At 64.5% G+C, this 20,001-nt stretch carries 22 protein-coding genes; 15 read left to right on the top strand and 7 right to left on the bottom strand.

Annotation, left to right across the window (positions count from 1 at the left end; genetic code table 11):
• Positions 1 to 185 precede the first annotated feature (185 nt).
• On the bottom strand, positions 186 to 794 hold the full coding sequence (locus tag ACHWUQ_RS04660; RefSeq protein WP_394680468.1) for a M17 family peptidase N-terminal domain-containing protein: 609 nt from the start codon (positions 792 to 794) through the stop codon (positions 186 to 188).
• A 77-nt stretch (positions 795 to 871) separates the two neighbouring features.
• On the bottom strand, positions 872 to 1,840 hold the full coding sequence (locus ACHWUQ_RS04655; protein WP_394680467.1) for a LysR family transcriptional regulator: 969 nt from the start codon (positions 1,838 to 1,840) through the stop codon (positions 872 to 874).
• A gap of 75 nt (positions 1,841 to 1,915) precedes the next feature.
• On the opposite strand from ACHWUQ_RS04655, the gene ACHWUQ_RS04650 reads away from it, so the two are divergent.
• The 14 genes from ACHWUQ_RS04650 to ACHWUQ_RS04585 all read left to right on the top strand — a co-directional run bounded on the left by ACHWUQ_RS04650 (position 1,916) and on the right by ACHWUQ_RS04585 (position 14,437).
• A complete protein-coding gene (locus tag ACHWUQ_RS04650; RefSeq protein WP_394680466.1) occupies positions 1,916 to 2,557 on the top strand; it encodes a DsbA family protein in 642 nt (213 codons plus the stop codon).
• 19 nt (positions 2,558 to 2,576) lie between these two features.
• Positions 2,577 to 2,972 (top strand): nuclear transport factor 2 family protein, encoded by a 396-nt coding sequence (locus ACHWUQ_RS04645; RefSeq protein ID WP_239809198.1) that lies wholly within the window; start codon positions 2,577 to 2,579, stop codon positions 2,970 to 2,972.
• A 5-nt stretch (positions 2,973 to 2,977) separates the two neighbouring features.
• Entirely contained in the window at positions 2,978 to 3,262 is a 285-nt protein-coding gene (locus ACHWUQ_RS04640; protein WP_394680481.1) for a hypothetical protein, read from the top strand.
• A gap of 66 nt (positions 3,263 to 3,328) precedes the next feature.
• Positions 3,329 to 4,279: an MBL fold metallo-hydrolase gene (locus tag ACHWUQ_RS04635; RefSeq protein ID WP_394680465.1), complete on the top strand. Its 951-nt coding sequence runs from the start codon at positions 3,329 to 3,331 to the stop codon at positions 4,277 to 4,279.
• Between the two features lie 156 nt (positions 4,280 to 4,435).
• Positions 4,436 to 6,244: a translation elongation factor 4 gene (gene lepA / locus ACHWUQ_RS04630; protein WP_312833853.1), complete on the top strand. Its 1,809-nt coding sequence runs from the start codon at positions 4,436 to 4,438 to the stop codon at positions 6,242 to 6,244.
• A gap of 26 nt (positions 6,245 to 6,270) precedes the next feature.
• Complete coding sequence (lepB, locus tag ACHWUQ_RS04625; protein WP_394680464.1) at positions 6,271 to 7,239, top strand: signal peptidase I; 969 nt, start codon at positions 6,271 to 6,273, stop codon at positions 7,237 to 7,239.
• A 25-nt stretch (positions 7,240 to 7,264) separates the two neighbouring features.
• Positions 7,265 to 7,633: a DUF4845 domain-containing protein gene (locus ACHWUQ_RS04620; RefSeq protein ID WP_373449979.1), complete on the top strand. Its 369-nt coding sequence runs from the start codon at positions 7,265 to 7,267 to the stop codon at positions 7,631 to 7,633.
• Positions 7,634 to 8,317 carry a ribonuclease III gene (gene rnc / locus ACHWUQ_RS04615; protein ID WP_313332436.1) on the top strand — a complete coding sequence of 228 codons (684 nt, stop codon included), beginning with the start codon at positions 7,634 to 7,636 and terminating at the stop codon, positions 8,315 to 8,317.
• Between the two features lie 6 nt (positions 8,318 to 8,323).
• Positions 8,324 to 9,400 (top strand): GTPase Era, encoded by a 1,077-nt coding sequence (era, locus tag ACHWUQ_RS04610; protein WP_394680463.1) that lies wholly within the window; start codon positions 8,324 to 8,326, stop codon positions 9,398 to 9,400.
• 106 nt (positions 9,401 to 9,506) lie between these two features.
• Positions 9,507 to 10,268 (top strand): DNA repair protein RecO, encoded by a 762-nt coding sequence (gene recO, locus ACHWUQ_RS04605; RefSeq protein ID WP_394680462.1) that lies wholly within the window; start codon positions 9,507 to 9,509, stop codon positions 10,266 to 10,268.
• Complete coding sequence (locus ACHWUQ_RS04600) at positions 10,265 to 11,035, top strand: pyridoxine 5'-phosphate synthase (RefSeq protein WP_239809192.1); 771 nt, start codon at positions 10,265 to 10,267, stop codon at positions 11,033 to 11,035. The genes recO and ACHWUQ_RS04600 overlap by 4 nt, the downstream gene beginning before the upstream one ends.
• A gap of 24 nt (positions 11,036 to 11,059) precedes the next feature.
• The gene (acpS, locus tag ACHWUQ_RS04595) at positions 11,060 to 11,452 is read left to right on the top strand and encodes a holo-ACP synthase (protein WP_239809191.1); all 393 of its coding nucleotides are present in this window, start codon (positions 11,060 to 11,062) and stop codon (positions 11,450 to 11,452) included.
• A 55-nt stretch (positions 11,453 to 11,507) separates the two neighbouring features.
• Complete coding sequence (nagZ, locus tag ACHWUQ_RS04590; protein ID WP_394680461.1) at positions 11,508 to 12,593, top strand: beta-N-acetylhexosaminidase; 1,086 nt, start codon at positions 11,508 to 11,510, stop codon at positions 12,591 to 12,593.
• 86 nt (positions 12,594 to 12,679) lie between these two features.
• Complete coding sequence (locus tag ACHWUQ_RS04585; protein ID WP_394680460.1) at positions 12,680 to 14,437, top strand: ABC transporter ATP-binding protein/permease; 1,758 nt, start codon at positions 12,680 to 12,682, stop codon at positions 14,435 to 14,437.
• A gap of 100 nt (positions 14,438 to 14,537) precedes the next feature.
• On the opposite strand, the gene ACHWUQ_RS04580 is transcribed toward ACHWUQ_RS04585, so the two are convergent.
• The 4 genes from ACHWUQ_RS04580 to lysS form a co-directional block, all read right to left on the bottom strand.
• The gene (locus ACHWUQ_RS04580; RefSeq protein ID WP_021026435.1) at positions 14,538 to 14,711 is read right to left on the bottom strand and encodes a DUF1328 domain-containing protein; all 174 of its coding nucleotides are present in this window, start codon (positions 14,709 to 14,711) and stop codon (positions 14,538 to 14,540) included.
• A 118-nt stretch (positions 14,712 to 14,829) separates the two neighbouring features.
• A complete protein-coding gene (locus ACHWUQ_RS04575) occupies positions 14,830 to 15,453 on the bottom strand; it encodes a mechanosensitive ion channel family protein (RefSeq protein ID WP_239809188.1) in 624 nt (207 codons plus the stop codon).
• Between the two features lie 81 nt (positions 15,454 to 15,534).
• A complete protein-coding gene (locus tag ACHWUQ_RS04570; protein WP_394680459.1) occupies positions 15,535 to 16,548 on the bottom strand; it encodes a hypothetical protein in 1,014 nt (337 codons plus the stop codon).
• Positions 16,549 to 16,655: 107 nt separating this feature from the next.
• On the bottom strand, positions 16,656 to 18,197 hold the full coding sequence (gene lysS / locus ACHWUQ_RS04565; protein WP_394680458.1) for a lysine--tRNA ligase: 1,542 nt from the start codon (positions 18,195 to 18,197) through the stop codon (positions 16,656 to 16,658).
• Positions 18,198 to 18,451: 254 nt separating this feature from the next.
• On the opposite strand from lysS, the gene ACHWUQ_RS04560 reads away from it, so the two are divergent.
• Positions 18,452 to 19,009 carry a YggT family protein gene (locus ACHWUQ_RS04560; protein WP_394680457.1) on the top strand — a complete coding sequence of 186 codons (558 nt, stop codon included), beginning with the start codon at positions 18,452 to 18,454 and terminating at the stop codon, positions 19,007 to 19,009.
• A gap of 100 nt (positions 19,010 to 19,109) precedes the next feature.
• Here ACHWUQ_RS04560 and accD read toward each other — a convergent pair whose 3' ends face one another.
• Positions 19,110 to 19,982, bottom strand: coding sequence for an acetyl-CoA carboxylase, carboxyltransferase subunit beta (gene accD / locus ACHWUQ_RS04555; RefSeq protein WP_133855407.1), 873 nt, complete (start codon positions 19,980 to 19,982; stop codon positions 19,110 to 19,112).
• Positions 19,983 to 20,001: the final 19 nt, after the last annotated feature.

Here is a 20,001-nt window from a genome sequence, read left to right as displayed (position 1 = left end):
TGGTGAGCCTGCAGCTTTGGCCATCGTGAGAGATAGGGCAGCCGCTGCGATCAAGGGGCGGGACGTGGGGCCGTCAGCAAGACGGCAGCATCAATAGCGCATCGGTAGAAGACCTCGCACAGGTAAGAAAGCAGCCCATTGTAGGCCGCATGGCGCAGCGGTCAAGAGCCGCCGCTGCCTGACCCTCAGCCCATCATCGATGCAAAAGCCTGCTGGTACTGCTGCAGCTTGTGCGGGAAATGGGCAGCGCCGGTGTCGAACACCCAGTGCTCGATGGCGGGCGCGGCTGCCAGCCCCAGGCTGTGGAGCTGGTGCAGGGCATCGAGCTGGGTTTTGAAGCCATGCAGCATGGGGCCGTTGACGTCCTCATCGGAGTGGATGCCGGTGTCCAGAATGCTGGGCGCGATCGCCACGCTGCGCGCACCGCGCAGGTGGCCGACCCGCAATGCGCAGGCCACCGCAGCGGCACTGGTCGCGGGGCTCCAGTCCTCGGGGTGGCCCATGCCGATCACCACAATGGCGGAGGCTTGCGCGGCGCCTGCTGGCGGTGTGATCAGCAGCGTCTCCAACGGTTGGGCGCGGAACGCGCCATCGCGCCGGGCCTGGGCCAGCTGGCCGCCCAGGGCGGCATCCAGGTGGGCCAGGCCGCCTGCCATGGGCTGGTGGTCCACTTCATGCGTGAACATGCAGGCGCAGGACAGATCGACCTGCGCGCCGGTGGCATCGACCGTCACCAGCTCCAGCCGCACCCCACGGTACTGCCCGATATCGCTACGTTCTTCTGCTGCTGCCATTGGGGATATCTCCTGTCAGAGAGGGTTGCGCGGCGGCTGGATGCCGCCCAGGGTGTCGGCCCATCCTAACAAGCGCGTCAACCGGCTGCTGCCGGAGGGCCTCCGGCTTTGGCGTCTTGCTGCGCCAGCTGCTCTTGCAGCAGCTCGACAAAGGCGCGCACCTTCACCGGGCGAAAGCGCGCGGCGGGAAACACGGCATGGATGCCACCCGAGGGCAGCTTCCAATCCGGCAGTACCTGCAGCAGCCGGCCGCTGTGCAGGTCATCGGCGACGGCATAGTCGGGCAGCACCGACAGGCCTGCGCCGTGGCGCACCGCCTCGCGCACGGCCATCGTGGCGTTGAGCGACAGCACCGACGGCATGCTGACGTTCTGGCGCTCCAGAGCCGTGCGCGAAAAGCTCCAGTGCAGCGGATCGCGCAGCGCCGTATTGGCTACAAAGGGCAGGGCGGCCAGTTGCTGCGGCTCCTCCATGCTGGCCAGCTGTGGCTTCCAGGCAGGCGAAGCCACCAGCAACTGGCGAAAGCTGCCGACCTGGCGCGCCTGCAGGTGCAGCTCGGTCAGCCAGCCCACGCGGATGGCCAGCTCCACCTGCCCGTCCATCAGGTCCAGCGACTGGTCGCTGAGCGAGGCGTCGACCTTGCACTGCGGGTAGCGGCGGCAGAAGGCGGTGATGGCCGGCACGATGGCCGCAATGCCGTAATCGAGCGGTGCCGTCAGCCGCAAGGTGCCCGTGGGCGCCTCGGCCCCCTGGGCCAGCTCGTCAAAGGCGTCGGCCGCTTCCTTGAGGATCAGCGCGCAGCGCTGGTAGAAGGCCTGGCCCGCATCGGTGGGCACCACCTTGCGGGTGCTGCGCGTCAGCAGGCTGGTGCGGAAGTCGGCCTCCAGCCGCGCCACCTGCTGGCTGACCACCGCCTTGGTGATGCCCAGGCGCGCGGCGGCGGCGGTGAAGCTGCCGGTTTCCACCACGGCACTGAAATAGGCCAGGCGCTTGAGGTTGGAGAAGTGGCCCATCGCCGCATCATCAAGATTGTTTGCTTTTTGCATACGAGTTATCTATTTGATTGCGGTTTATTTGTCAATCCAAATTGACTACTATGGCGCCATCGCATTCGATAAGCAATGGATATGAAACGCCTCTATTACCTCTTTGATCCTCTTTGCGGCTGGTGCTATGGCGCAGGCCCGGTGCTGGAAAGCCTGGCGCAGCAAGGCGGCGAGCAGCTGCAATTGCTGCCCAGCGGACTTTTCTCGGGCGAAGGCGCCCGCCCGATGGACGAGGCCTTTGCCGCCTATGCCTGGAGCAATGACCAGCGCATCGAGCGCCTGACCGGCCAGCCTTTCAGCCAGCGCTACCGCAGCGAGGTGCTCGAGAAGCCGCAACAGATGTTTGACAGCGGCCCCGCCACGGTGGCGCTGACTGCCGTGCACCTGACGGCACCAGAGCGCGAGGCCGAAGCGCTCAAGGCCATCCAGCATGCGCGCTATGTGGATGGGCTGGACAACACGGCCATTCCCGTGCTGCTCGATCTGCTGCGCGGCCTGGGCCTGAACGACGCTGCCGCCCGGCTGGCGCAACCCGATGCCGCGCTGATGGACGCCAACAACGCCCGAATGGCCCAGGCCCGGCAGCTGATGCGTGCGCTGGGTGCGCAAGGTGTGCCCAGCTTTGTGCTGGAGCGCGATGGCCAGCGCCAGCTGCTGAACGCCAGCGCGGCTTTCTCCAACCCCCAGGCCTTTGTGGCGCAGTGCCTGGCTGCCTGAATCTGTACGGAGACTCTCAATGACCACCCGCAACCTGGACACCATTCGTGCCACCTATGAAGGCAGCCCCGAGGACAACGCCCGCCATTTGATGGCGGCGCTGGCGCCCGATGTGCGCTGGATCGAGGCGGCCGGATCGCCCTATGCCGGCGAGTATGTGGGTGCCGCGCAGATCGTGGAGGGTGTGTTTGCGCGGCTGGGCAGCGACTGGGCAGACTTCCGCGTCCACGTGCACAGCTACCTGGCCGATGGCGACCGGGTGGCCGCCTTTGGCCGCTACACCGGCACCCACCGCGCCAGCGGCCGGGCGATGGAGGCGGGCTTTTCGCACCTGTACCAGCTGCGCGGTGGCCAGATCATCCGCATGGAGCAGGTGGTGGACAGCGCTGCGATGCGCCAGGCGATGCAGCCATGACGGCCATGCATACGCCGGACGAACTGCGCCAGTTGCAGGGGCTGGCGGCCCAGTTGCAAGCGGGTGACTGGCATGCCGCCCACGATGGCGTGCAGCGCATTCCCGGCCTGCTGGCCGCCTGGTTGCACGGCATCGTGCATTTGCAGGAAGGCGATCTGGAAGACGCCGAGAACTGGTACGAGCGCGCCGGCAAGCGTTTTCGCCAGCGCGAAAGCCTGGCGCAGGAACTGGCCCAGTTCCACGCAGCCCTGGCGCAAGCGATGGCAGACGGGGCTGCTGCCGGAGCCTGAATCACCGGGTTGCAGCCTGGCCTGCGCCCACCTTTGTTGAATCCCTTTTTGAAAGCAAACCAGACCATGAAACAACGCTACTACACCCTGTCCGCCTGTGCGCTGGCCGCTGCCCTGTTGGTGGGCTGTGAGCGCAGCAGCACCCAGCCGGCGCCCGCTGCGCCGGCCGCCAGCGCGCCTGCGGCCCCCGCGCCGGCCGATACCCAACAGGCGACCCTGACCACCGAGGTCTTCAATCCTGGCGAACAAGCGATCTTTGCCGTCTCGTCGGTGCTGGTGCAGGGCAAGACCGAGGCGGTGCTGATCGATGCGCAGTTCTCGGCCGAGCAGGCGCGCAAGCTGGCCGACAAGATCAAGGCCAGCGGCAAGCGCCTGACGACCATCTACATCAGCCATGGCGACCCGGACTTCTACTTTGGTCTGGACACCTTGCAAGCCGCGTTCCCGGACGCCAGGATTGTGGCGACCCCGCAGACCATTGCCCATATCGAGGCCACGAAGGACGAGAAGCTCAAGGTCTGGGGCCCGAAGCTGGGCGAGAACGCGCCCAAGCAGCTGGTGGTGCCCCAGCCGCTGCAGGGCGACAGCCTGCAGGTGGATGGCCAGGCCTTGCAGCTGATTGGCCTGGACGGCCCGACGCCGGACCGCACGGTGGTCTGGATTCCGTCGATCAAGACGGTGGCCGGTGGCATCCCGGTGATGGCCGGTGAGCATGTCTGGATGGCCGATACCCAGACGCCGCAGTCGCACAGCGACTGGCTGGCGACGCTGGCGCGCATCAAGGCGCTGGGCCCCGATGTGGTGATCCCCGGCCACTTTGCCGGCACGATGCCCGCGGGCACGGCGGCCGTGGACTTTACCGCCGATTACATCCGCGCCTTTGACGAAGAAACGGCCAAGGCCAAGGACGGCGCTGCGCTGGAAGCGGCGATGAAGCAGCGCTTTCCCCACCTGGGCAGTCTGGAAGGCCTGGCGCTGAGCGCCAAGGTGGCCAAGGGCGAGATGCAGTGGCATTGATGAGGGGCTGATACGGCCCACAGCACCGCACCCCGGCGGGATCGGCTATCCCCGCTGGGGTGCATTGCTTTTTGCCTACAATGCGTGTTTTGGCTGGAATCTCCAGCCCCCTTTGGCGTGCGCGCCCGATTCCAGGCCTTTTTCCGTTGTTTGTTAATGCAGCACATTCGTAATTTTTCCATCATTGCCCATATTGACCATGGCAAGTCGACCTTGGCGGACCGCCTGATCCAATATTGCGGAGGCCTGGCCGAGCGCGACATGGAGGCACAGGTGCTGGACTCGATGGACATCGAGAAAGAGCGCGGTATCACCATCAAGGCGCAGACGGCGGCCCTGCACTACAAGGCCAAGGACGGCCAGGTCTACAACCTGAACCTGATCGACACCCCCGGCCACGTGGACTTCTCCTATGAAGTCTCGCGTTCGCTGTCGGCCTGCGAAGGCGCGCTGCTGGTGGTCGATGCGTCGCAAGGCGTGGAAGCCCAGACGGTGGCCAATTGCTACACCGCGCTGGACCTGGGCGTGGAAGTGTTCGCCGTGCTCAACAAGATGGATCTGCCCAATGCAGACCCGGACAATGCCAAGGCCGAGATCGAAGATGTGATCGGCATTGATGCCAGCGACGCGATTCCCTGCTCGGCCAAGACCGGCATGGGCATTGAAGACATTCTGGAAGCCGTGGTGGCCAAGGTGCCGCCACCCAAGGGCGAGCCCGAAGCGCCCCTGCGCGCGATGATCGTGGACAGCTGGTTTGACCCCTATGTGGGCGTCGTGATGCTGGTGCGCGTGGTCGATGGCCAGCTCAAGAAGAACGAGCGCTTCAAGATGATGGCCACCGGCGCGGCCTATGAAGCCAACAGCCTGGGCGTGTTCACGCCCGCCAATGAGCCGCGCGATGTGCTCAAGGCCGGAGAGGTGGGCTACATCATTGCCGGCATCAAGGAGCTGAAGGCCGCCAAGGTGGGTGACACCATCACGTTGGAAAAGAAGCTGCCCAACAACCTGGGCCCCGCCAGCGCGCCGCTGCCGGGCTTCAAGGAAGTCAAATCCCAGGTGTTTGCCGGTCTGTACCCGACCGAGGCATCCGAATACGACCAGCTGCGTGACGCGCTGGAAAAACTGCAGCTCAACGATGCAGCACTGCATTACGAGCCCGAGGTGTCGCAGGCGCTGGGCTTTGGCTTCCGCTGCGGCTTCCTGGGCCTGCTGCACATGGAAATCGTGCAGGAGCGCCTGGAGCGCGAGTTCGACCAGGACCTGATCACCACCGCGCCCAGCGTGGTCTACCAGGTGCTCAAGGCCGATGGCGAACTCATCGATGTGGAAAACCCCTCGAAGATGCCCGATGCCGGCCGTCTGGAAGAGGTGCGGGAACCGATTGTGACCGTGCACCTCTATATGCCCCAGGACTATGTAGGCCCGGTGATGACCCTGGCCAACCAGAAGCGCGGCGTACAGATGGACATGGCCTACCACGGCCGCCAGGTGATGCTCACCTACGAAATGCCGCTGGGCGAAATCGTGCTGGACTTCTTTGACAAGCTCAAATCGGTCTCGCGCGGCTATGCCTCGATGGACTACGAGTTCAAGGAATACCGGGCCTCCGACGTGGTCAAGGTCGACATTCTGCTCAACGGCGAGAAGGTGGACGCGCTGTCCATCATCGTGCACCGTTCGCAGTCGGTCTACCGGGGCCGTGCGGTGGTGGCCAAGATGCGCGAAATCATCAGCCGCCAGATGTTCGACGTGGCGATCCAGGCGGCCATTGGTGCCAACATCATCGCCCGCGAAACCGTCAAGGCGATGCGCAAGAACGTGCTGGCCAAGTGCTATGGTGGCGACATCACGCGTAAGCGCAAGCTGCTGGAAAAGCAGAAGGCCGGCAAGAAGCGCATGAAACAGATCGGCTCGGTCGAAGTGCCCCAAGAGGCGTTCCTGGCGATTCTGCAAGTGGACGATTAAGAAGAGAAGAAGCCAAAAGCAAAGCTATGCAACTCCTGACAACACTGATTCTGGCCGCCTTTGTGGCCTATATGGGCGCCTGGTACAGCGGCGCGATCGAAGGCAATTTTGCACTGCTGCTGTTTTTGGCCACGGTGATCACCGGCGCCTACTGGGTGGCGGAGCGCTTTTACTTCTTCCCCCGGCGCCAGGCGGCCGCCGCGCAGCTGGAAGTGTCGGCGGCCGAGCGGCGCCGGCAGCTCGATGCCCAGGGGATCGACAAGGTCGATGGCATCGACGTGCAAGAGGGCAAGACGCGCCTGCTGATGCAGCCCTGGTGGCTGGACTGGACCGCAGGCCTGTTCCCGGTGATCGCCGTGGTATTCATCCTGCGCTCCTTCCTGTTCGAGCCGTTCAAGATCCCGTCGGGCTCGATGATCCCGACCTTGCAGGTGGGCGACCTGATCCTGGTCAACAAGTTCACCTATGGCGTGCGCCTGCCGGTGATCAACAAGAAGATCACCGAGGGCACGGCGCCCAAGCGCGGTGATGTGATGGTGTTCCGCTACCCGCCACAGCCCAGCATGGACTACATCAAGCGTGTGGTGGGCGTGCCCGGTGACGAGGTGGCCTACATCAACAAGCGCCTGACGATCAATGGCAAGGTGGTGCCGACGACCAACCAGCCCGATTATTTCGAGCAGGATGCGATGCGCTACTTCAAGCAGATCGAGGAGCAGCTGGGTGACAAGACGCACCGCGCCATCATCAACCCGGATGTGCCCAATTTTGTCCAGGGCGTGACGGATTTCAAGTACAAGGACAACTGCCGCTACAGCGTCGAAGGCGTGACCTGCAAGGTGCCTGAAGGCCATTACTTCATGATGGGCGACAACCGCGACAACTCGCTCGATTCCCGTTACTGGGGCTTTGTGCCGGATGCCAACATTGTGGGCCGGGCCTTCTTTGTCTGGATGAATTTCGGTAACATCAAGCGTATCGGACCGTTTAACTAAAAAAGTTTTCTAAGAGGGATTGGCTATGCAGACTATGAAACAAGCACCAAGGCACCGCCAGCGCGGCATGTCGTTCATCGGTGTGGTGCTCTGGGGTTTCATCATCGTGGCCTTGGCCATTGTGGGCAGCAAGGCCGTCCCGATCGTGATCGAGAACATGAACATCAAGAAGGCCGCGGTCAAGGCCGCGCGCCAGGGCACCACGGTGCAGGAAGTGCGCGCCATCTATGAGCGCTCGCAGGCCATTGATGACATGACCTCGGTCAATGCCAATGATCTGGAAGTGACCAAGGACACGGACGGCAAGATTGTGGTGTCGTACAGCTACGAGCGCGATATCCCGCTGTACGGGCCGGCCTATCTGGTCTTCCGTTTTAACGATAGTGTGAAGTAGGTGGAATCAGAACTCAGCCGATTGCAGGAACGCCTGCAGTATTCCTTTGCGAACGGTGCGTTGCTGCAGCGAGCGGTAACGCACCGTAGTTTTTGTGCGGATCACAATGAGCGCCTGGAGTTTCTGGGTGACTCGGTGCTGGGCCTGGCGGTATCGACGATGCTGTTCCAGAAGCTCAAGGGCACCCCGGAGGGCGAGCTCTCGCGCATGCGGGCCAACCTGGTCAAGCAGGACACCTTGCACCAGATTGCGCTGCGCCTGCAGCTGGCCAAGGTGCTGCGTCTGGGGGAGGGCGAGTCCAAATCAGGCGGACGCGAGCGTCCTTCGATCCTGGCCGATGCGGTCGAGGCGATTATTGGAGCGGTTTACTTGGATGCCGGCTATACGCAGGCCGAGGCGATCGTGCATCATCTCTATGAGCGTGTCGAGATCTCGCAGCACATGCCCGCCGCGTCCAAGGATGCCAAGACGGCGCTGCAGGAGTGGCTGCAGGCACGCAAGAAATCGGTGCCGGAGTATGTGGTGACCGGCACCACCGGTGCTGCGCATGCGCAGACTTTCCATGTCGACTGTGTGGTGCCGGCCTTCCAGGCCCGCAGCGAAGGCGCTGGCGCATCGCGCCGCGCGGCCGAGCAGGCGGCAGCCGCCATCATGTTGCAAAAACTGCAGACCCAGCATCGCTAAGCTTTTATGACCTCGAAAAAATCTCCTTCTCCAAGCGCTGCTGGCCAAGCCCCTGCAGAGCTGTTGCCTTCGGGCCAGACCCTCTCCGACCTGGACGCGATGCTGGCCGCCGCCAAGCCCGGTGCGACCGTGGCGCGCGTCAGCGCCCCCGATGCCGGCCAGGCCGAGGCGCCTGCCGCGCCAACCGGCCCGCAGCGCTGCGGCCTGATCGCCATCGTTGGCAAGCCCAATGTGGGCAAGTCCACGTTGATGAATGCGCTGGTCGGCCAGAAGATCTCGATCACCTCGCGCAAGGCGCAGACCACACGCCACCGCATCACCGGTATCCGCACGCAGGACAACACCCAGTTCGTGTTCGTCGATACGCCCGGCTTCCAGACCCGCCATTCGCGCGCGTTGAACAAGTCGCTCAACAAGACGGTGATGGGCGCCATCGGTGATGTGGACCTGATCCTGTTTGTGGTCGAAGCGGGCAGCTTTACGCTGGCCGATGCCAAGGTGCTGTCGCTGTTCAAGCCCGGCATTCCGACCTTGCTGATCGCCAACAAGCTCGACACCGTGCACCGCCGCCACGAGATTGCGCCCTGGCTGCGTGACATGCAGGAGCGCCACCCCTTTGCCGAGTTCGTGCCGATGTCGGCCAAGAACAAGGGCGATATCGAGCGCCTGTTCGGCATCTGCGAAAAATACCTGCCCGAGCAGGCCTGGTTCTACGGTCCCGAAGAGCTGACCGACCGCAGCGAGAAGTTCCTGGCGTCCGAGACGGTGCGCGAAAAGCTCTTCCGCTTTACCGGCGATGAGCTGCCCTACACCTCGACCGTTGTCATCGACAAGTTCGACGAAGAGCCCAGCAAGACGCATGGCCGCTTCATGCGCATTGCCGCGACCATCGTCGTCGAGCGCGATGGCCACAAGGCGATGGTGATTGGCGAGAAGGGTGAAAAGCTCAAGCGCATCAGCACCGAAGCGCGCCAGGAGCTGGAAAAGCTGCTGGACGCCAAGGTGTTCCTGGAGGTCTGGGTCAAGGTCAAGTCCGGCTGGGCCGATGACGAGGCCCGGGTCAAGTCCTTCGGCTACGAATAAGCGCAACCCTGGCGCACCGTCTGCTATGCACCGGTTGCGCGCCCCGTGCGTGATACCGACCTCTTCTGTGGCCCCGCGCGGGCCACGCAATGCAACCCCCTGAGCCATGGCTGTCAAGCGCGTCAACGAGGAACCGGCCTATATCCTGCACCGGTATGACTGGAGTGAATCCAGCCTGGTGCTGGAGTGCTTTACCCGCCACCGGGGGCGCGTGGCGCTGGTTGCCAAGGGCGTCAAGAAACCCACTTCCAACTTTCGTCCGGTGCTGCTGGCCTTGCAGCCGCTGCGCCTGTCCTGGGGCATCGCGGGCGAGGGCGGCTCGGACATCCACACGCTCAAAAGCGCTGAATGGGTGGGCGGCCACACGATGCCGGTGGGCGGTGGCCTGCTGTCGGGACTCTACCTCAATGAGCTGCTGATGCGGCTGCTGGCGCGCGAGGACCCCTTTGCCAACCTGTTCGACATCTATGCCGGTGTGGTGCGCGTGCTGGCCACCGACCATGGCGATGTGCTCGAACCCGTGCTGCGCGCCTTCGAGCTGCTGCTGCTGCGCGAGCTGGGGCTGCTGCCCTCGCTGGCGGCGCAGACGCTGTCGCTGCAGCCGCTCCAACCCGGCACGCGCTATGTGCTGGTGCCCGATGCCGGCCTGCGCGAGGCCCATGGGCAGGACAGGGCGGGCCTGACCGGTGCACAATGGGAGGCGCTGGAGGAAGCGCTGTCGGCGGCAAATCCCTATCCGGCTGTTCTGAGGGCTTGCGTGTTGTGTGCCGGCGAGTTAAAAGTTCAGTTGCGTACGCTGCTGCAACACCACTGTGGTCAGCCGGTATTGCGTACGCGCCAGTTGATGATGGATATCCAATCGCTATGACTACCCCCGTGAAAACTGCCCTGTCTATCAACCTCAACAAGGTGGCACTGGTACGTAACACCCGCCACCTGGAGATTCCCAGCGTGACGCGTGCGGCACGTCTGTGCCTGGAAGCGGGCGCGCAGGGGATCACCGTGCACCCCCGGCCGGACGAGCGCCACATCCGCCCCGGCGATGTGGAAAAGCTCGCGGGCGTGATCGCCACCTGGCCGGTCAAGCGCGAGTACAACATCGAAGGCAATCCCTTCCAGAATCTGATGGACTATGTGCGCAAGTACCGTCCGCACCAGGCCACCTTTGTGCCCGATGGCGAGGACCAGTTCACCAGCGACCATGGCTGGAGCTTTCCGCAGGATGCCGAGCGCCTCAAGCCGCTGATTGACGAGTGCAAGGCCTTGGGTGTGCGCGTGAGCCTGTTCATGGACCCGATCCCGGAGCAGATGGCCGCTGCCAAGGCTGTGGGCGCAGACCGGGTCGAGCTGTACACCGAGCCCTATGCGGCCGCCTTTGGCACGCCCGAGCAAAGCACGCAGCTGGCGCGCTACGTGGCAGCCGCCAAGGCCGCGCAGGCGGTGGGCCTGGGCGTCAATGCCGGCCATGACCTGAGCCTGCGCAACCTGACCCCGTTTGTGACCCATGTGCCCCAGGTGCTGGAAGTGTCGATCGGCCACGCCTTTGTGACCGATGCGCTGGAGATGGGTTACGCCGAGGCCGTGCGTGCCTACCGCCGCTCGCTCGACGCGCGCGCCGATGGCGTGCTGCTGTAATCGCCCGCCCAGGTCTGTGACAGCATGATTTACGGTATTGGCACCGACATCTGTGATATCCGCCGCATCCGTGCGACCCTGGAGCGCCAGGGCGAGCGCTTTGCCCACAAGGTGCTCGCCGAGGGGGAGCTGGCTGTCTGGCGCCGCCGCAGCGAGCGCTGGCCCGACCGGGGCGTGCGCTACATGGCGACGCGCTTTTCGGCCAAGGAGGCCTTCAGCAAGGCCGTGGGCCTGGGCATGCGCATGCCGATGACCTGGCGCCACTGCGAGGTCATCAACCTGCCCAGCGGCAAGCCCGGCATCCGGCTGCATGGCGAGCTGGCCGCCTGGTTCGAGGCGCAAGGCCTGACGGCGCATATCACCGTGACCGACGAGGTCGACTACGCCGCCAGCTTTTGCGTGGTCGAGAAGCTCTGATTTCCGATCCTCCGGGCCCTGCCAGGGCCCGTTTCTGACTCTTTCGCATCCATCCATGCACGCTCCTCTGATCATTGATATCGCCGGCACGGCCCTGACCGATGCCGACCGCGCCCGTCTCGCACACCCGCTGGTGGGCGGCATCATCCTGTTTGCCCGCAACTGGGAGAGCCGCTCGGCGCTGGTGCAGCTGTGCGCGCAGATCAAGGCCATCAAGCCCGACCTGCTGATCTGTGTGGACCACGAGGGCGGGCGCGTGCAGCGTTTTCGCACCGATGGCTTCACACACCTGCCATCGATGCGGCATTTCGGCCAGATGTGGATGGACGACGGCCAGGGCAGCCGCCAACGTGAGGGCAGCGGTGCGATGCGGGCGATGAATGCCGCCACCGCTGCCGGCTATGTGCTGGGCGCCGAGCTGCGGGCCTGCGCGGTGGATTTCAGCTTCACGCCGGTGCTGGATCTGGACTATGGCGAAAGCTCGGTCATCGGTGACCGCAGCTTTCACCGCGACCCGCGCGTGGTGGCGATGCTGGCCAAGAGCCTGATGCATGGCCTGCTGCAGGCCGGCATGGGCAACTGCGGCAAGCATTTCCCCGGCCATGGCTTTGTCAAGGCCGATTCGCATGTTGCCATCCCCATCGATGGGCGCAGCCTGAGCGCCATCCTCGCCGAGGATGCCGCGCCTTACCCCTGGCTGAGCAGCGTGCTGACGGCGGTGATGCCCGCCCATGTCATCTACCCCAAGGTGGACAAGCGCCCGGCCGGCTTCAGCGAGAAATGGCTCAAGGACGTACTGCGCACGCGCCTGCGCTATGACGGCGCGATCTTCAGCGACGACCTGAGCATGGAAGGCGCGCGCCGCATCAATGGCAGCGTGATCAGCTATACCGAGGCCGCGCTGGCCGCGTTGTCTGCTGGCTGCGACATGGTGCTGCTGTGCAACCAGAGCCTGGGCCTGGGCGCCCATGTGGACGAGTTGCTCGACGGCATGGACGATGCGCTGCGCAGCGGCCGCTGGCAGCCGGACGAGGATTCGGAATCGCGCCGCCTGGCGCTGCTGCCCGAGACGGTGCCCCAGCCCTGGGATGAGCTGATGCGCCAGCCGGCCTACCAGGACGCGCTGGACCTGCTGGGCTGAACCGCTTGTTGACAGAGGCGGCGGTTTAAGCCTCGCCTCAGCCCCGTCCTCTAGATTGCTCTCGTCCCCCTAGCTGGCAGAGAGCGATGCCCCTTCACCACCCTTTGCGCCGTGTGGCGCTGGCCGGCCGCGAGGCGCTGGCGCTGACCCGGCCGTATTTTGTATCCGAGGACAAGGTCCGCGCCTGGGGCCTGTTGGCCGCCATCGTCGCGCTCAACCTGGCGGCCGTGTTCATGCTGGTGCAGATCAACAGCTGGAACCGGGTGTTCTACGATGCGCTGCAGAACAAGCAGGCCGATGTGTTCTGGCACCAGCTCTGGCGCTTTCTGTGGCTGGCGCTGGTCTACATCGTCATTGCGGTCTACAAGTTCTACCTCACCCAGCTGCTGCAGTGGCACTGGCGCCGCTGGCTGACCGAGCACCTGCAAGGCCGCTGGCTGGCCCACAAGGCCTTCTACCGCATGGAGCTGGGCCGCTACAGCGGCAGCCAGCAGATGCCGGACAACCCCGACCAGCGCATCCAGGAAGACATCAACCTGTTCAGCAGCTACACCGTGGCGCTCAGCATGGGGCTGCTCAACGCCCTGGTCACCTTTGTCAGCTTTGTCGGCATCCTCTGGGGGCTGAGCGCGGCGATGGACCTGGATCTGCCTGCCATGCTGGGCGGCGGCAGCCTGCATATTCCCGGCTTTATGGTCTGGATGGCCGTCGTGTACTGCCTGGTCGGCAGTGCGGTATCGCTGTGGCTGGGCAAGCCGCAGGTGGGTCTGAATATCCAGCAACAGCGCCTGGAGGCCAACTACCGCCACCACATGGTCCGGGTGCGTGAGCATGCCGAAGCCATTGCGATGGATGGCGGCGAGCGGGTAGAGGGCGAGCAGCTGCGCCAGCGCTTTGGCGATGTGCTGGGCAACTACCTGCTGCTGATCCGCCAGCAAAAGAAGCTCGCCTGGTTCACCAATTTCTTTGGCCAGGCCGCCGTGGTGTTTCCCTTCATCATTGCCGCGCCGCGCTTTTTCAGCGGCGCCATCCAGCTGGGCCAGCTGATGCAGATTGCCTCGGCCTTCAACCAGGTGCAGGACGCGCTCAGCTGGATCGTCAACAACTACAGTGATATAGCGGCCTGGCGGGCCACCACGCGGCGTCTGGCGAGCTTTGAGGCCGGTCTGCAGGCCCAGGCCCAAGCCCAGGGCCCGTCGCTGGAGGCGGCCGACCATCTGCAAACCCAGGGGCTGCAGGTGGCGCTGCCCGATGGCCGGGTGGTGATCGACAATGCGGCCTTGCAGCTGGCGGCCGGCGAGGACGTGCTGATCAGCGGGCGCTCGGGCAGTGGCAAGTCGACCTTGCTGCGCAGCCTGGCCGGCATCTGGCCGTTTGCGCATGGACGGGTGCAGCGGCCGATGGACAGCATGTTCATTGCGCAGCGCCCTTATTTCCCCGATGGCAGCCTGCGCCAGGCCCTGGCCTACCCGCAGCCGGCAACCGACTATGACGATGCGCAGCTGCAGGCGGCCTTGCGCGCCGCGCAGCTGGCCCCGTTGGTGGAGCGGCTGGATGAGACTGCCGCCTGGAACGCCGTGCTCTCGGGCGGGGAGCAGCAGCGCCTGGCGATCGCGCGGGTGCTGCTCCAGCGCCCGGCCTGGGTGTTTGCCGACGAGGCCACCAGCGCGCTGGACCAGGCGACCGAGGCCGAGGTCTATGCGGCGCTGGTAGCGCTGGTGCGTGCGCGCGGCGGATCGCTGGTGTCCGTCGCCCACCGGGACAGCGTGCAGGCCTTCCACAGCGGGCGCTGGCAGCTCGATGCGGAGCAGCATGCGGTGCGGCCCGGGACGGGCAGGCGCTAGCCCGTGCCCTGGGCCGCCGCAAGGCGACCCGGCTGCGGCGGACCAAAAAAATGCCTGCACGGGGCAGGCATTCGTCAGCGATGGCTGGTAAAGGCGGAGGTCAGGCGACGGCGCCGACACCCAGCAGGGCGATCACCAGGAAGATCACCGTGATGGCGATGAAGATGAAGAAAAGGATCTTCGCGATTCCGGCGGCGCCAGAGGCTACACCGGTAAAGCCGAACACACCGGCCAGCAACGAGATCACCGCAAAAATAATGGCCCACTTAAGCATCGAACACCTCCTGTTGTCATGTGATGGTTGATCTTAAGCAGGGGGGCGAATCAGCGCCGTGGGCCGAAGAGGCAAGTACCGGTAGGCTGGCGCTGACAGCCGCCTGGAATGCACGGTGTCATGGCACGGCGGGCGTATCGGCTGGCGCAGCCGGGCTGGCCTCTGGCGGCTGTTGGGGCGGGGGATCATCGGTCCAGCGGCGCACCACCTTCTGGAAGATGTGGGTGTTGGGGATTTGCAGCACCACGCTTTGGCTGCGGTCCGCCACAAAGTCTTCGAGTGTCGTGTAGAGCATGTTGATATCGACCACCCGGCCCTTAGCACCGGGCTTGTCCAGACCGTCCAGCACCTCGATGTAGTCGCCCAGCCGGTAGGGCCGCACGGTGAAGATCAGCACCGCGCAGAAGAAGTTGGACAGCACGCTCCAGGCAGCGAAGAAGGCCACGGCGCCGACCGCGGCAAAGCCGGAGAACGCCGTCCACAGCACCGTGGCGCTGACCCCCAGGCGCTCCAAAATCAACAGGCAGGTGCCGCCAATGATGAGCCAGCGCACCAAGCCCTTGACGGGCACGGCCAGCTCCAGCGGCCAGTGGTAGTGCTGGGCCACGCGGGTGATGAGCTTGCGCGTGACGTAGTTGAGCGTGATGGCCAGCAGCAGGATCAAGGTGATCTGTATCGCAGGCACGATGATGTCCACCCATTCGGTGGCCCATTCGGGAATCAGGAGTTTGAGTCGGTTCATGGCGGGAGCAGGGCGCGCAACGGGCGCCAGATGGGCCCGTGGTGGGGGATGCGCTGATTATCGATGACGATGGAGCGGGCTTCAGGCCAGCGGCAGCTGGCTTTGATGGGCGCGGCAGGCTTCGTCATGCCAGTCGACCAGGGCCTGGATGTCCATGCCTATGCGGGACTGGCCCAGCTGCGCAATGAACTGGCAGGCGCTGTACCGCGCTGCCTGCTGGTCGTAGACATGCGTCCATTCAGCGCGTGCTGCCAGTTGGCTGGCAGCCACCGGCCAGCGCCGCACCTGCGGGCTGGGGCCGGACAGGCCCATGCGCCAGGGCTTGCCGGTCACGCGGGCGCGAAAGCACTGCTGCTGCAGGCACAGGCGCTGGTAGACCGGATCGACCTGCAACGCAGAGAACAGATCCTGCACCGCGCTGTCGCCGGGCCGCAAGGCCTCGTGGGTGACGATGATGCGCAGCCCCTTGGGCGTGCTGTAGACGCGCAGACCCCATTCGGGGTGCTGCTGGCTGAAGGCGGTGACCCGCTCCAGCGCCAACTGCCGGGGATCGGCGCTGCCGGCCTGTTTTTGGCGCAGGTTCAACCAGCGCCGCAGCCACAGCACCAGGACCACGGCCCCGCCCGCCAGCACCGCCATCGCGGGCAGCACGCCACCCTGCGCAAAGACGACGAAGCCCACCGCTAGCGCCAAGACAGCTGCGACCAGCAGCGGTGCCGCACTGGGTGGCTGGGGTTGCGGCGGGAAGTCCATGTCGGCGATGGCGACATCGGGGGTGTTGAGGCAGTGCGCGCCGTAGCTGTTGCGCGTCATCACGGTCTGGCCGCGCTGGCCCAGGATCTCCTCACGGATGGGGGTCTGGCCATTCAGGCCGTATTCACCGAGCCGTTCCATGCGCTGAAAGCTGGCATCCAGATGGCGCAGTTGCGGGGCGCTGAGCACCTGGTCGAGCGCAGCCTGGGCGCGCTGTTGGGCATGGGCCTGTGCGGCTTCGGGGCTCTGGTCGGACCAGCCCCAGCGTTGCACGGTGGCGCCATGGCGCGGACTGGTTTCATGGCGCAGGCGTGATTGCGCCCAGTAACGGGGTATCTGCATGCAGGCCAGTATATCGGCGGCGGCAAGCCAAGAAAAAAGCGGCACAGGCTCTGGGCAGAGCCTGTGCCGCTGGGCGCTGTGGGCAGGCCAAGGGCCTGCCGCGCGCTTTATTGCTCCCGGCGCAGCGCGGGGAACAGGATGATGTCGCGGATGCTGGCGCTGTCGGTCAGCAGCATCATGAAGCGGTCGATACCGATGCCGCAACCGCCGGTGGGTGGCATGCCGTACTCGAGCGCGCGCACAAAGTCGTGGTCGTAGTACATGGCTTCGTCATCGCCGCCATCCTTGGCAGCGACCTGGGCATTGAAGCGCGCGGCCTGGTCTTCGGCATCGTTCAGCTCCGAGAAGCCGTTGCCGAACTCGCGGCCGGTGATGTAGAGCTCAAAGCGCTCGGTCACTTCGGGGCGGTCATCGTTGGCGCGGGCCAGCGGGCTGATCTCGGTCGGGTGCTCCATGATGAAGGTGGGGTTCCAGAGCTTGTCCTCGACCACTTCCTCAAAGTACAGCACCTGCAGGCTGGCCAGGGTGCGGCCTGCCAGCTTGTCCTTCTCTTCCTTCATGCCCAGCTTCTTCAAGGCATTGGTGAGCCATTCGCGGTTGCCCACGTTCTCGCCGGCATCGGTGTACTTGACGATGGCTTCGGTGATGGTCAGGCGCTCGAAGGGCTGGGTCAGGTCCACCGGCTTGCCGCCATAGCTCAACTCCAAGGTGCCCACGGCCTTCATCGCGGCATCGCGGATCAGCGCTTCGGTGTAGTCCATCACGTCGCGGTAGTTCCAGTAGGCCGCGTAGAACTCCATCATCGTGAACTCAGGGTTGTGGCGTACCGACACCCCTTCGTTGCGGAAGTTGCGGTTGATCTCGAACACGCGCTCGAAGCCACCGACGATCAGGCGCTTGAGGTAGAGCTCCGGAGCGATGCGCAGGTACATCTCCTGGTCCAGCGCATTGTGGTGGGTGATGAAGGGCTTGGCATTGGCGCCACCGGGGATCGGGTGCAGCATCGGGGTCTCGACTTCGAGAAAGCCGTGCTCGACCATGAACTCGCGGATGCCGGAGACTGCCTTGGAGCGGGCCACAAAGCGCTTGCGTGCGTCTTCGTCGGTCATCAGGTCGACATAGCGCTGGCGCACCTTCTGCTCCAGATCGGCCATGCCGTGGAACTTGTCGGGCATGGGGCGCAGGCTCTTGGTGAGCATGCGGATCTTGGTCACCTTGATCGACAGCTCGCCGGTCTTGGTCTTCATCAGCTGGCCTTCGGCACCGATGATGTCGCCCAGATCCCATTTCTTGAAATCGGCGTACAGCTCCTCGCCCACCGCATCGCGGGTGACGTAGAGCTGGATGCGGCCGGTGGCATCCTGCACGGTGGCAAAGCTGGCCTTGCCCATCACGCGCTTGAGCATCATGCGGCCGCCGACGCTGACCGTCAGCGCGGCAGCGTCCAGGTCGGCGGCGTCCTGCTCGGCGTGGGCCGCAATCAGGTCGTCTGCGCGGTCGGCGGGCTTGAAGTCGTTGGGGAAAGCCACACCTTTGCCTTGGCGCTGTGCTTCGCGCAGGGCTTTGAGTTTTTCGCGGCGCTCGGCAATCAGTTGGTTTTCGTCGTGCGCAACCGGCGCGGTCTCGGGAGTGGTGTGGTTTTCAGACATGAAGAGGCCAGCATTGCGCTGGTAAACGGCCAAAACCTGTCATTTTAAGATTTTTAGCGTGCCCTGTGCCGGCAAAAGCCGTAGTGTCCGACTGCTGCACCGCTTTTCGTCCCTGGCGCGCTGGGGGATTTGGTGACACGGGACCTGGCAGCGGCCCTAGAATAACAGCTTGAAGCCCTTTGTCATTGGTCTGTTAGCTTCGTTTTTAATAGCAAATTTCGCATTCTCGGGATCGCTCCCGACTGGAAACACCGATGCTTTTTCAAATCCTGTCCCTGCTGCTCAATATTGCAGGTGGTCTGCTGACCGGTGCCTGCCTGCTGCGCTGGTACATGCAGTACCAGCGCGTCTCCTTCAACAACCCGCTGGGGCAGCTGGTGCTGGCACTGACCAGCTGGCTGGTGCTGCCGTTGCGCAGGATCACCAAGGGCTTGCCCGGCGGCGACTGGGCCAGCATCCTGGGCGCGTGGTTGGTGCAGGTGGTCCAGTTTGTGCTGCTGTGGCTGGCGGCGGGGGGCCTGTCATCGCTGCTGTCGGTGCTGGTGGTCGCCACCATTGGCGTGGCCAATATCGGCATCTCCACGATGGTGGTGGTCACGCTGGTGCATGCGGTGCTGTCCTGGCTGTCGCCGGGCAACGCGGTGATGAATGCCGTGTTCTACCAGTTGACCGCACCGCTGCTGCGCCCGCTGCGCAAGATCATCCCGCTGGTTGGCGGTGTGGACCTGTCGCCCATCGTGCTGCTGGTGGGGTTGCAGATCATCTCCATCATGCTCGCGCACCTGCAGTCGCGGCTGCTGCTGGCGGTGTGATGTGATGCTGGGGGCGCAAGCCCGGACGCAAAAAAACCGCCCTGGGCGGTTTTTTTGTGGGGGTAGCGGTCCTGAGTAGACCGCTGGGGTATCGGGCCGATCAGGCCACCGCATCCGCGGGCAGGCGCTGCAGCATGGCCAGGCTGCTGGCGATGCGGTCGCGCAGCTCGCGGCGGTCGACGATCATGTCCACGCCGCCCTTTTGCTGCAGGAACTCGGCGCGCTGGAAGCCTTCCGGCAGCTTCACGCGCACGGTGTTCTCGATCACGCGCGGACCGGCAAAGCCGATCAGCGCCTTGGGTTCGGCCATGACGATATCGCCCATGAAGGCAAAACCGGCAGACACGCCGCCCATCGTGGGGTCGGTCAGCACGCTGATGTAGGGCAGGCCCTTCTTGGCAAAGCGGGTCAGCGCGGCATTGGTCTTGGCCATCTGCATCAGGCTGAGCAGGCCTTCCTGCATGCGCGCACCACCGGTGGCGGTGAAGCACACAAACGGCACCTTTTGCTCGATGGCGGTTTCGACGCCGCGCACAAAGCGCTCGCCGACGACCGAACCCATCGAGCCGCCCATGAATTCAAACTCGAAGCAGGCGACCACCAGGTTGACGCTCTTGACCGAGCCCCCCATCACCACCAGCGCATCGGTCTCGCCGGTGTTTTCCAGCGCTTCCTTGAGGCGCTCTGGGTACTTGCGGCTGTCCTTGAACTTCAGCGCATCGACGGGCAGCACTTCCTGGCCAATCTCGTAGCGGCCTTCGGCGTCCAGAAACTGGTTCAGGCGCGCGCGCGCCGACATGCGGTGGTGGTGGCTGCACTTGGGGCAGACATTGAAGTTGTGCTCCAGGTCGGCCTTGTACAGCACGGCTTCGCAGGCTGGACACTTGATCCACAGACCTTCGGGCATCTGGCGACGCTCGGCCGGGTCGGTGTGCTGGATCTTGGCGGGTAACAGTTTCTCTAGCCAGGACATGGTTGTTTTCCTTTGCTCT

Source organism: uncultured Comamonas sp. (assembly GCF_964277875.1).
In the GTDB taxonomy this organism is placed as follows: Bacteria; Pseudomonadota; Gammaproteobacteria; order Burkholderiales; family Burkholderiaceae_C; genus Comamonas; species Comamonas sediminis.
Note: the sequence above shows the minus strand (reverse complement) of the source record. Positions and strands in the feature narration are given on the sequence as shown.

Excerpts from the sequence above, each read along its gene's own strand:
- ACHWUQ_RS04660 (WP_394680468.1), bottom strand. The coding sequence starts at position 794 with ATGGCAGCAGCAGAAGAACGTAGCGATATCGGGCAGTACCGTGGGGTG.
- ACHWUQ_RS04655 (WP_394680467.1), bottom strand. The coding sequence starts at position 1,840 with ATGCAAAAAGCAAACAATCTTGATGATGCGGCGATGGGCCACTTCTCC.
- ACHWUQ_RS04650 (WP_394680466.1), top strand. The coding sequence starts at position 1,916 with ATGGATATGAAACGCCTCTATTACCTCTTTGATCCTCTTTGCGGCTGG.
- ACHWUQ_RS04645 (WP_239809198.1), top strand. The coding sequence starts at position 2,577 with ATGACCACCCGCAACCTGGACACCATTCGTGCCACCTATGAAGGCAGC.
- ACHWUQ_RS04640 (WP_394680481.1), top strand. The coding sequence starts at position 2,978 with ATGCATACGCCGGACGAACTGCGCCAGTTGCAGGGGCTGGCGGCCCAG.
- ACHWUQ_RS04635 (WP_394680465.1), top strand. The coding sequence starts at position 3,329 with ATGAAACAACGCTACTACACCCTGTCCGCCTGTGCGCTGGCCGCTGCC.
- lepA (WP_312833853.1), top strand. The coding sequence starts at position 4,436 with ATGCAGCACATTCGTAATTTTTCCATCATTGCCCATATTGACCATGGC.
- lepB (WP_394680464.1), top strand. The coding sequence starts at position 6,271 with ATGCAACTCCTGACAACACTGATTCTGGCCGCCTTTGTGGCCTATATG.
- ACHWUQ_RS04620 (WP_373449979.1), top strand. The coding sequence starts at position 7,265 with ATGCAGACTATGAAACAAGCACCAAGGCACCGCCAGCGCGGCATGTCG.
- era (WP_394680463.1), top strand. The coding sequence starts at position 8,324 with ATGACCTCGAAAAAATCTCCTTCTCCAAGCGCTGCTGGCCAAGCCCCT.
- recO (WP_394680462.1), top strand. The coding sequence starts at position 9,507 with ATGGCTGTCAAGCGCGTCAACGAGGAACCGGCCTATATCCTGCACCGG.
- ACHWUQ_RS04600 (WP_239809192.1), top strand. The coding sequence starts at position 10,265 with ATGACTACCCCCGTGAAAACTGCCCTGTCTATCAACCTCAACAAGGTG.
- acpS (WP_239809191.1), top strand. The coding sequence starts at position 11,060 with ATGATTTACGGTATTGGCACCGACATCTGTGATATCCGCCGCATCCGT.
- nagZ (WP_394680461.1), top strand. The coding sequence starts at position 11,508 with ATGCACGCTCCTCTGATCATTGATATCGCCGGCACGGCCCTGACCGAT.
- ACHWUQ_RS04585 (WP_394680460.1), top strand. The coding sequence starts at position 12,680 with ATGCCCCTTCACCACCCTTTGCGCCGTGTGGCGCTGGCCGGCCGCGAG.
- ACHWUQ_RS04580 (WP_021026435.1), bottom strand. The coding sequence starts at position 14,711 with ATGCTTAAGTGGGCCATTATTTTTGCGGTGATCTCGTTGCTGGCCGGT.
- ACHWUQ_RS04575 (WP_239809188.1), bottom strand. The coding sequence starts at position 15,453 with ATGAACCGACTCAAACTCCTGATTCCCGAATGGGCCACCGAATGGGTG.
- ACHWUQ_RS04570 (WP_394680459.1), bottom strand. The coding sequence starts at position 16,548 with ATGCAGATACCCCGTTACTGGGCGCAATCACGCCTGCGCCATGAAACC.
- lysS (WP_394680458.1), bottom strand. The coding sequence starts at position 18,197 with ATGTCTGAAAACCACACCACTCCCGAGACCGCGCCGGTTGCGCACGAC.
- ACHWUQ_RS04560 (WP_394680457.1), top strand. The coding sequence starts at position 18,452 with ATGCTTTTTCAAATCCTGTCCCTGCTGCTCAATATTGCAGGTGGTCTG.
- accD (WP_133855407.1), bottom strand. The coding sequence starts at position 19,982 with ATGTCCTGGCTAGAGAAACTGTTACCCGCCAAGATCCAGCACACCGAC.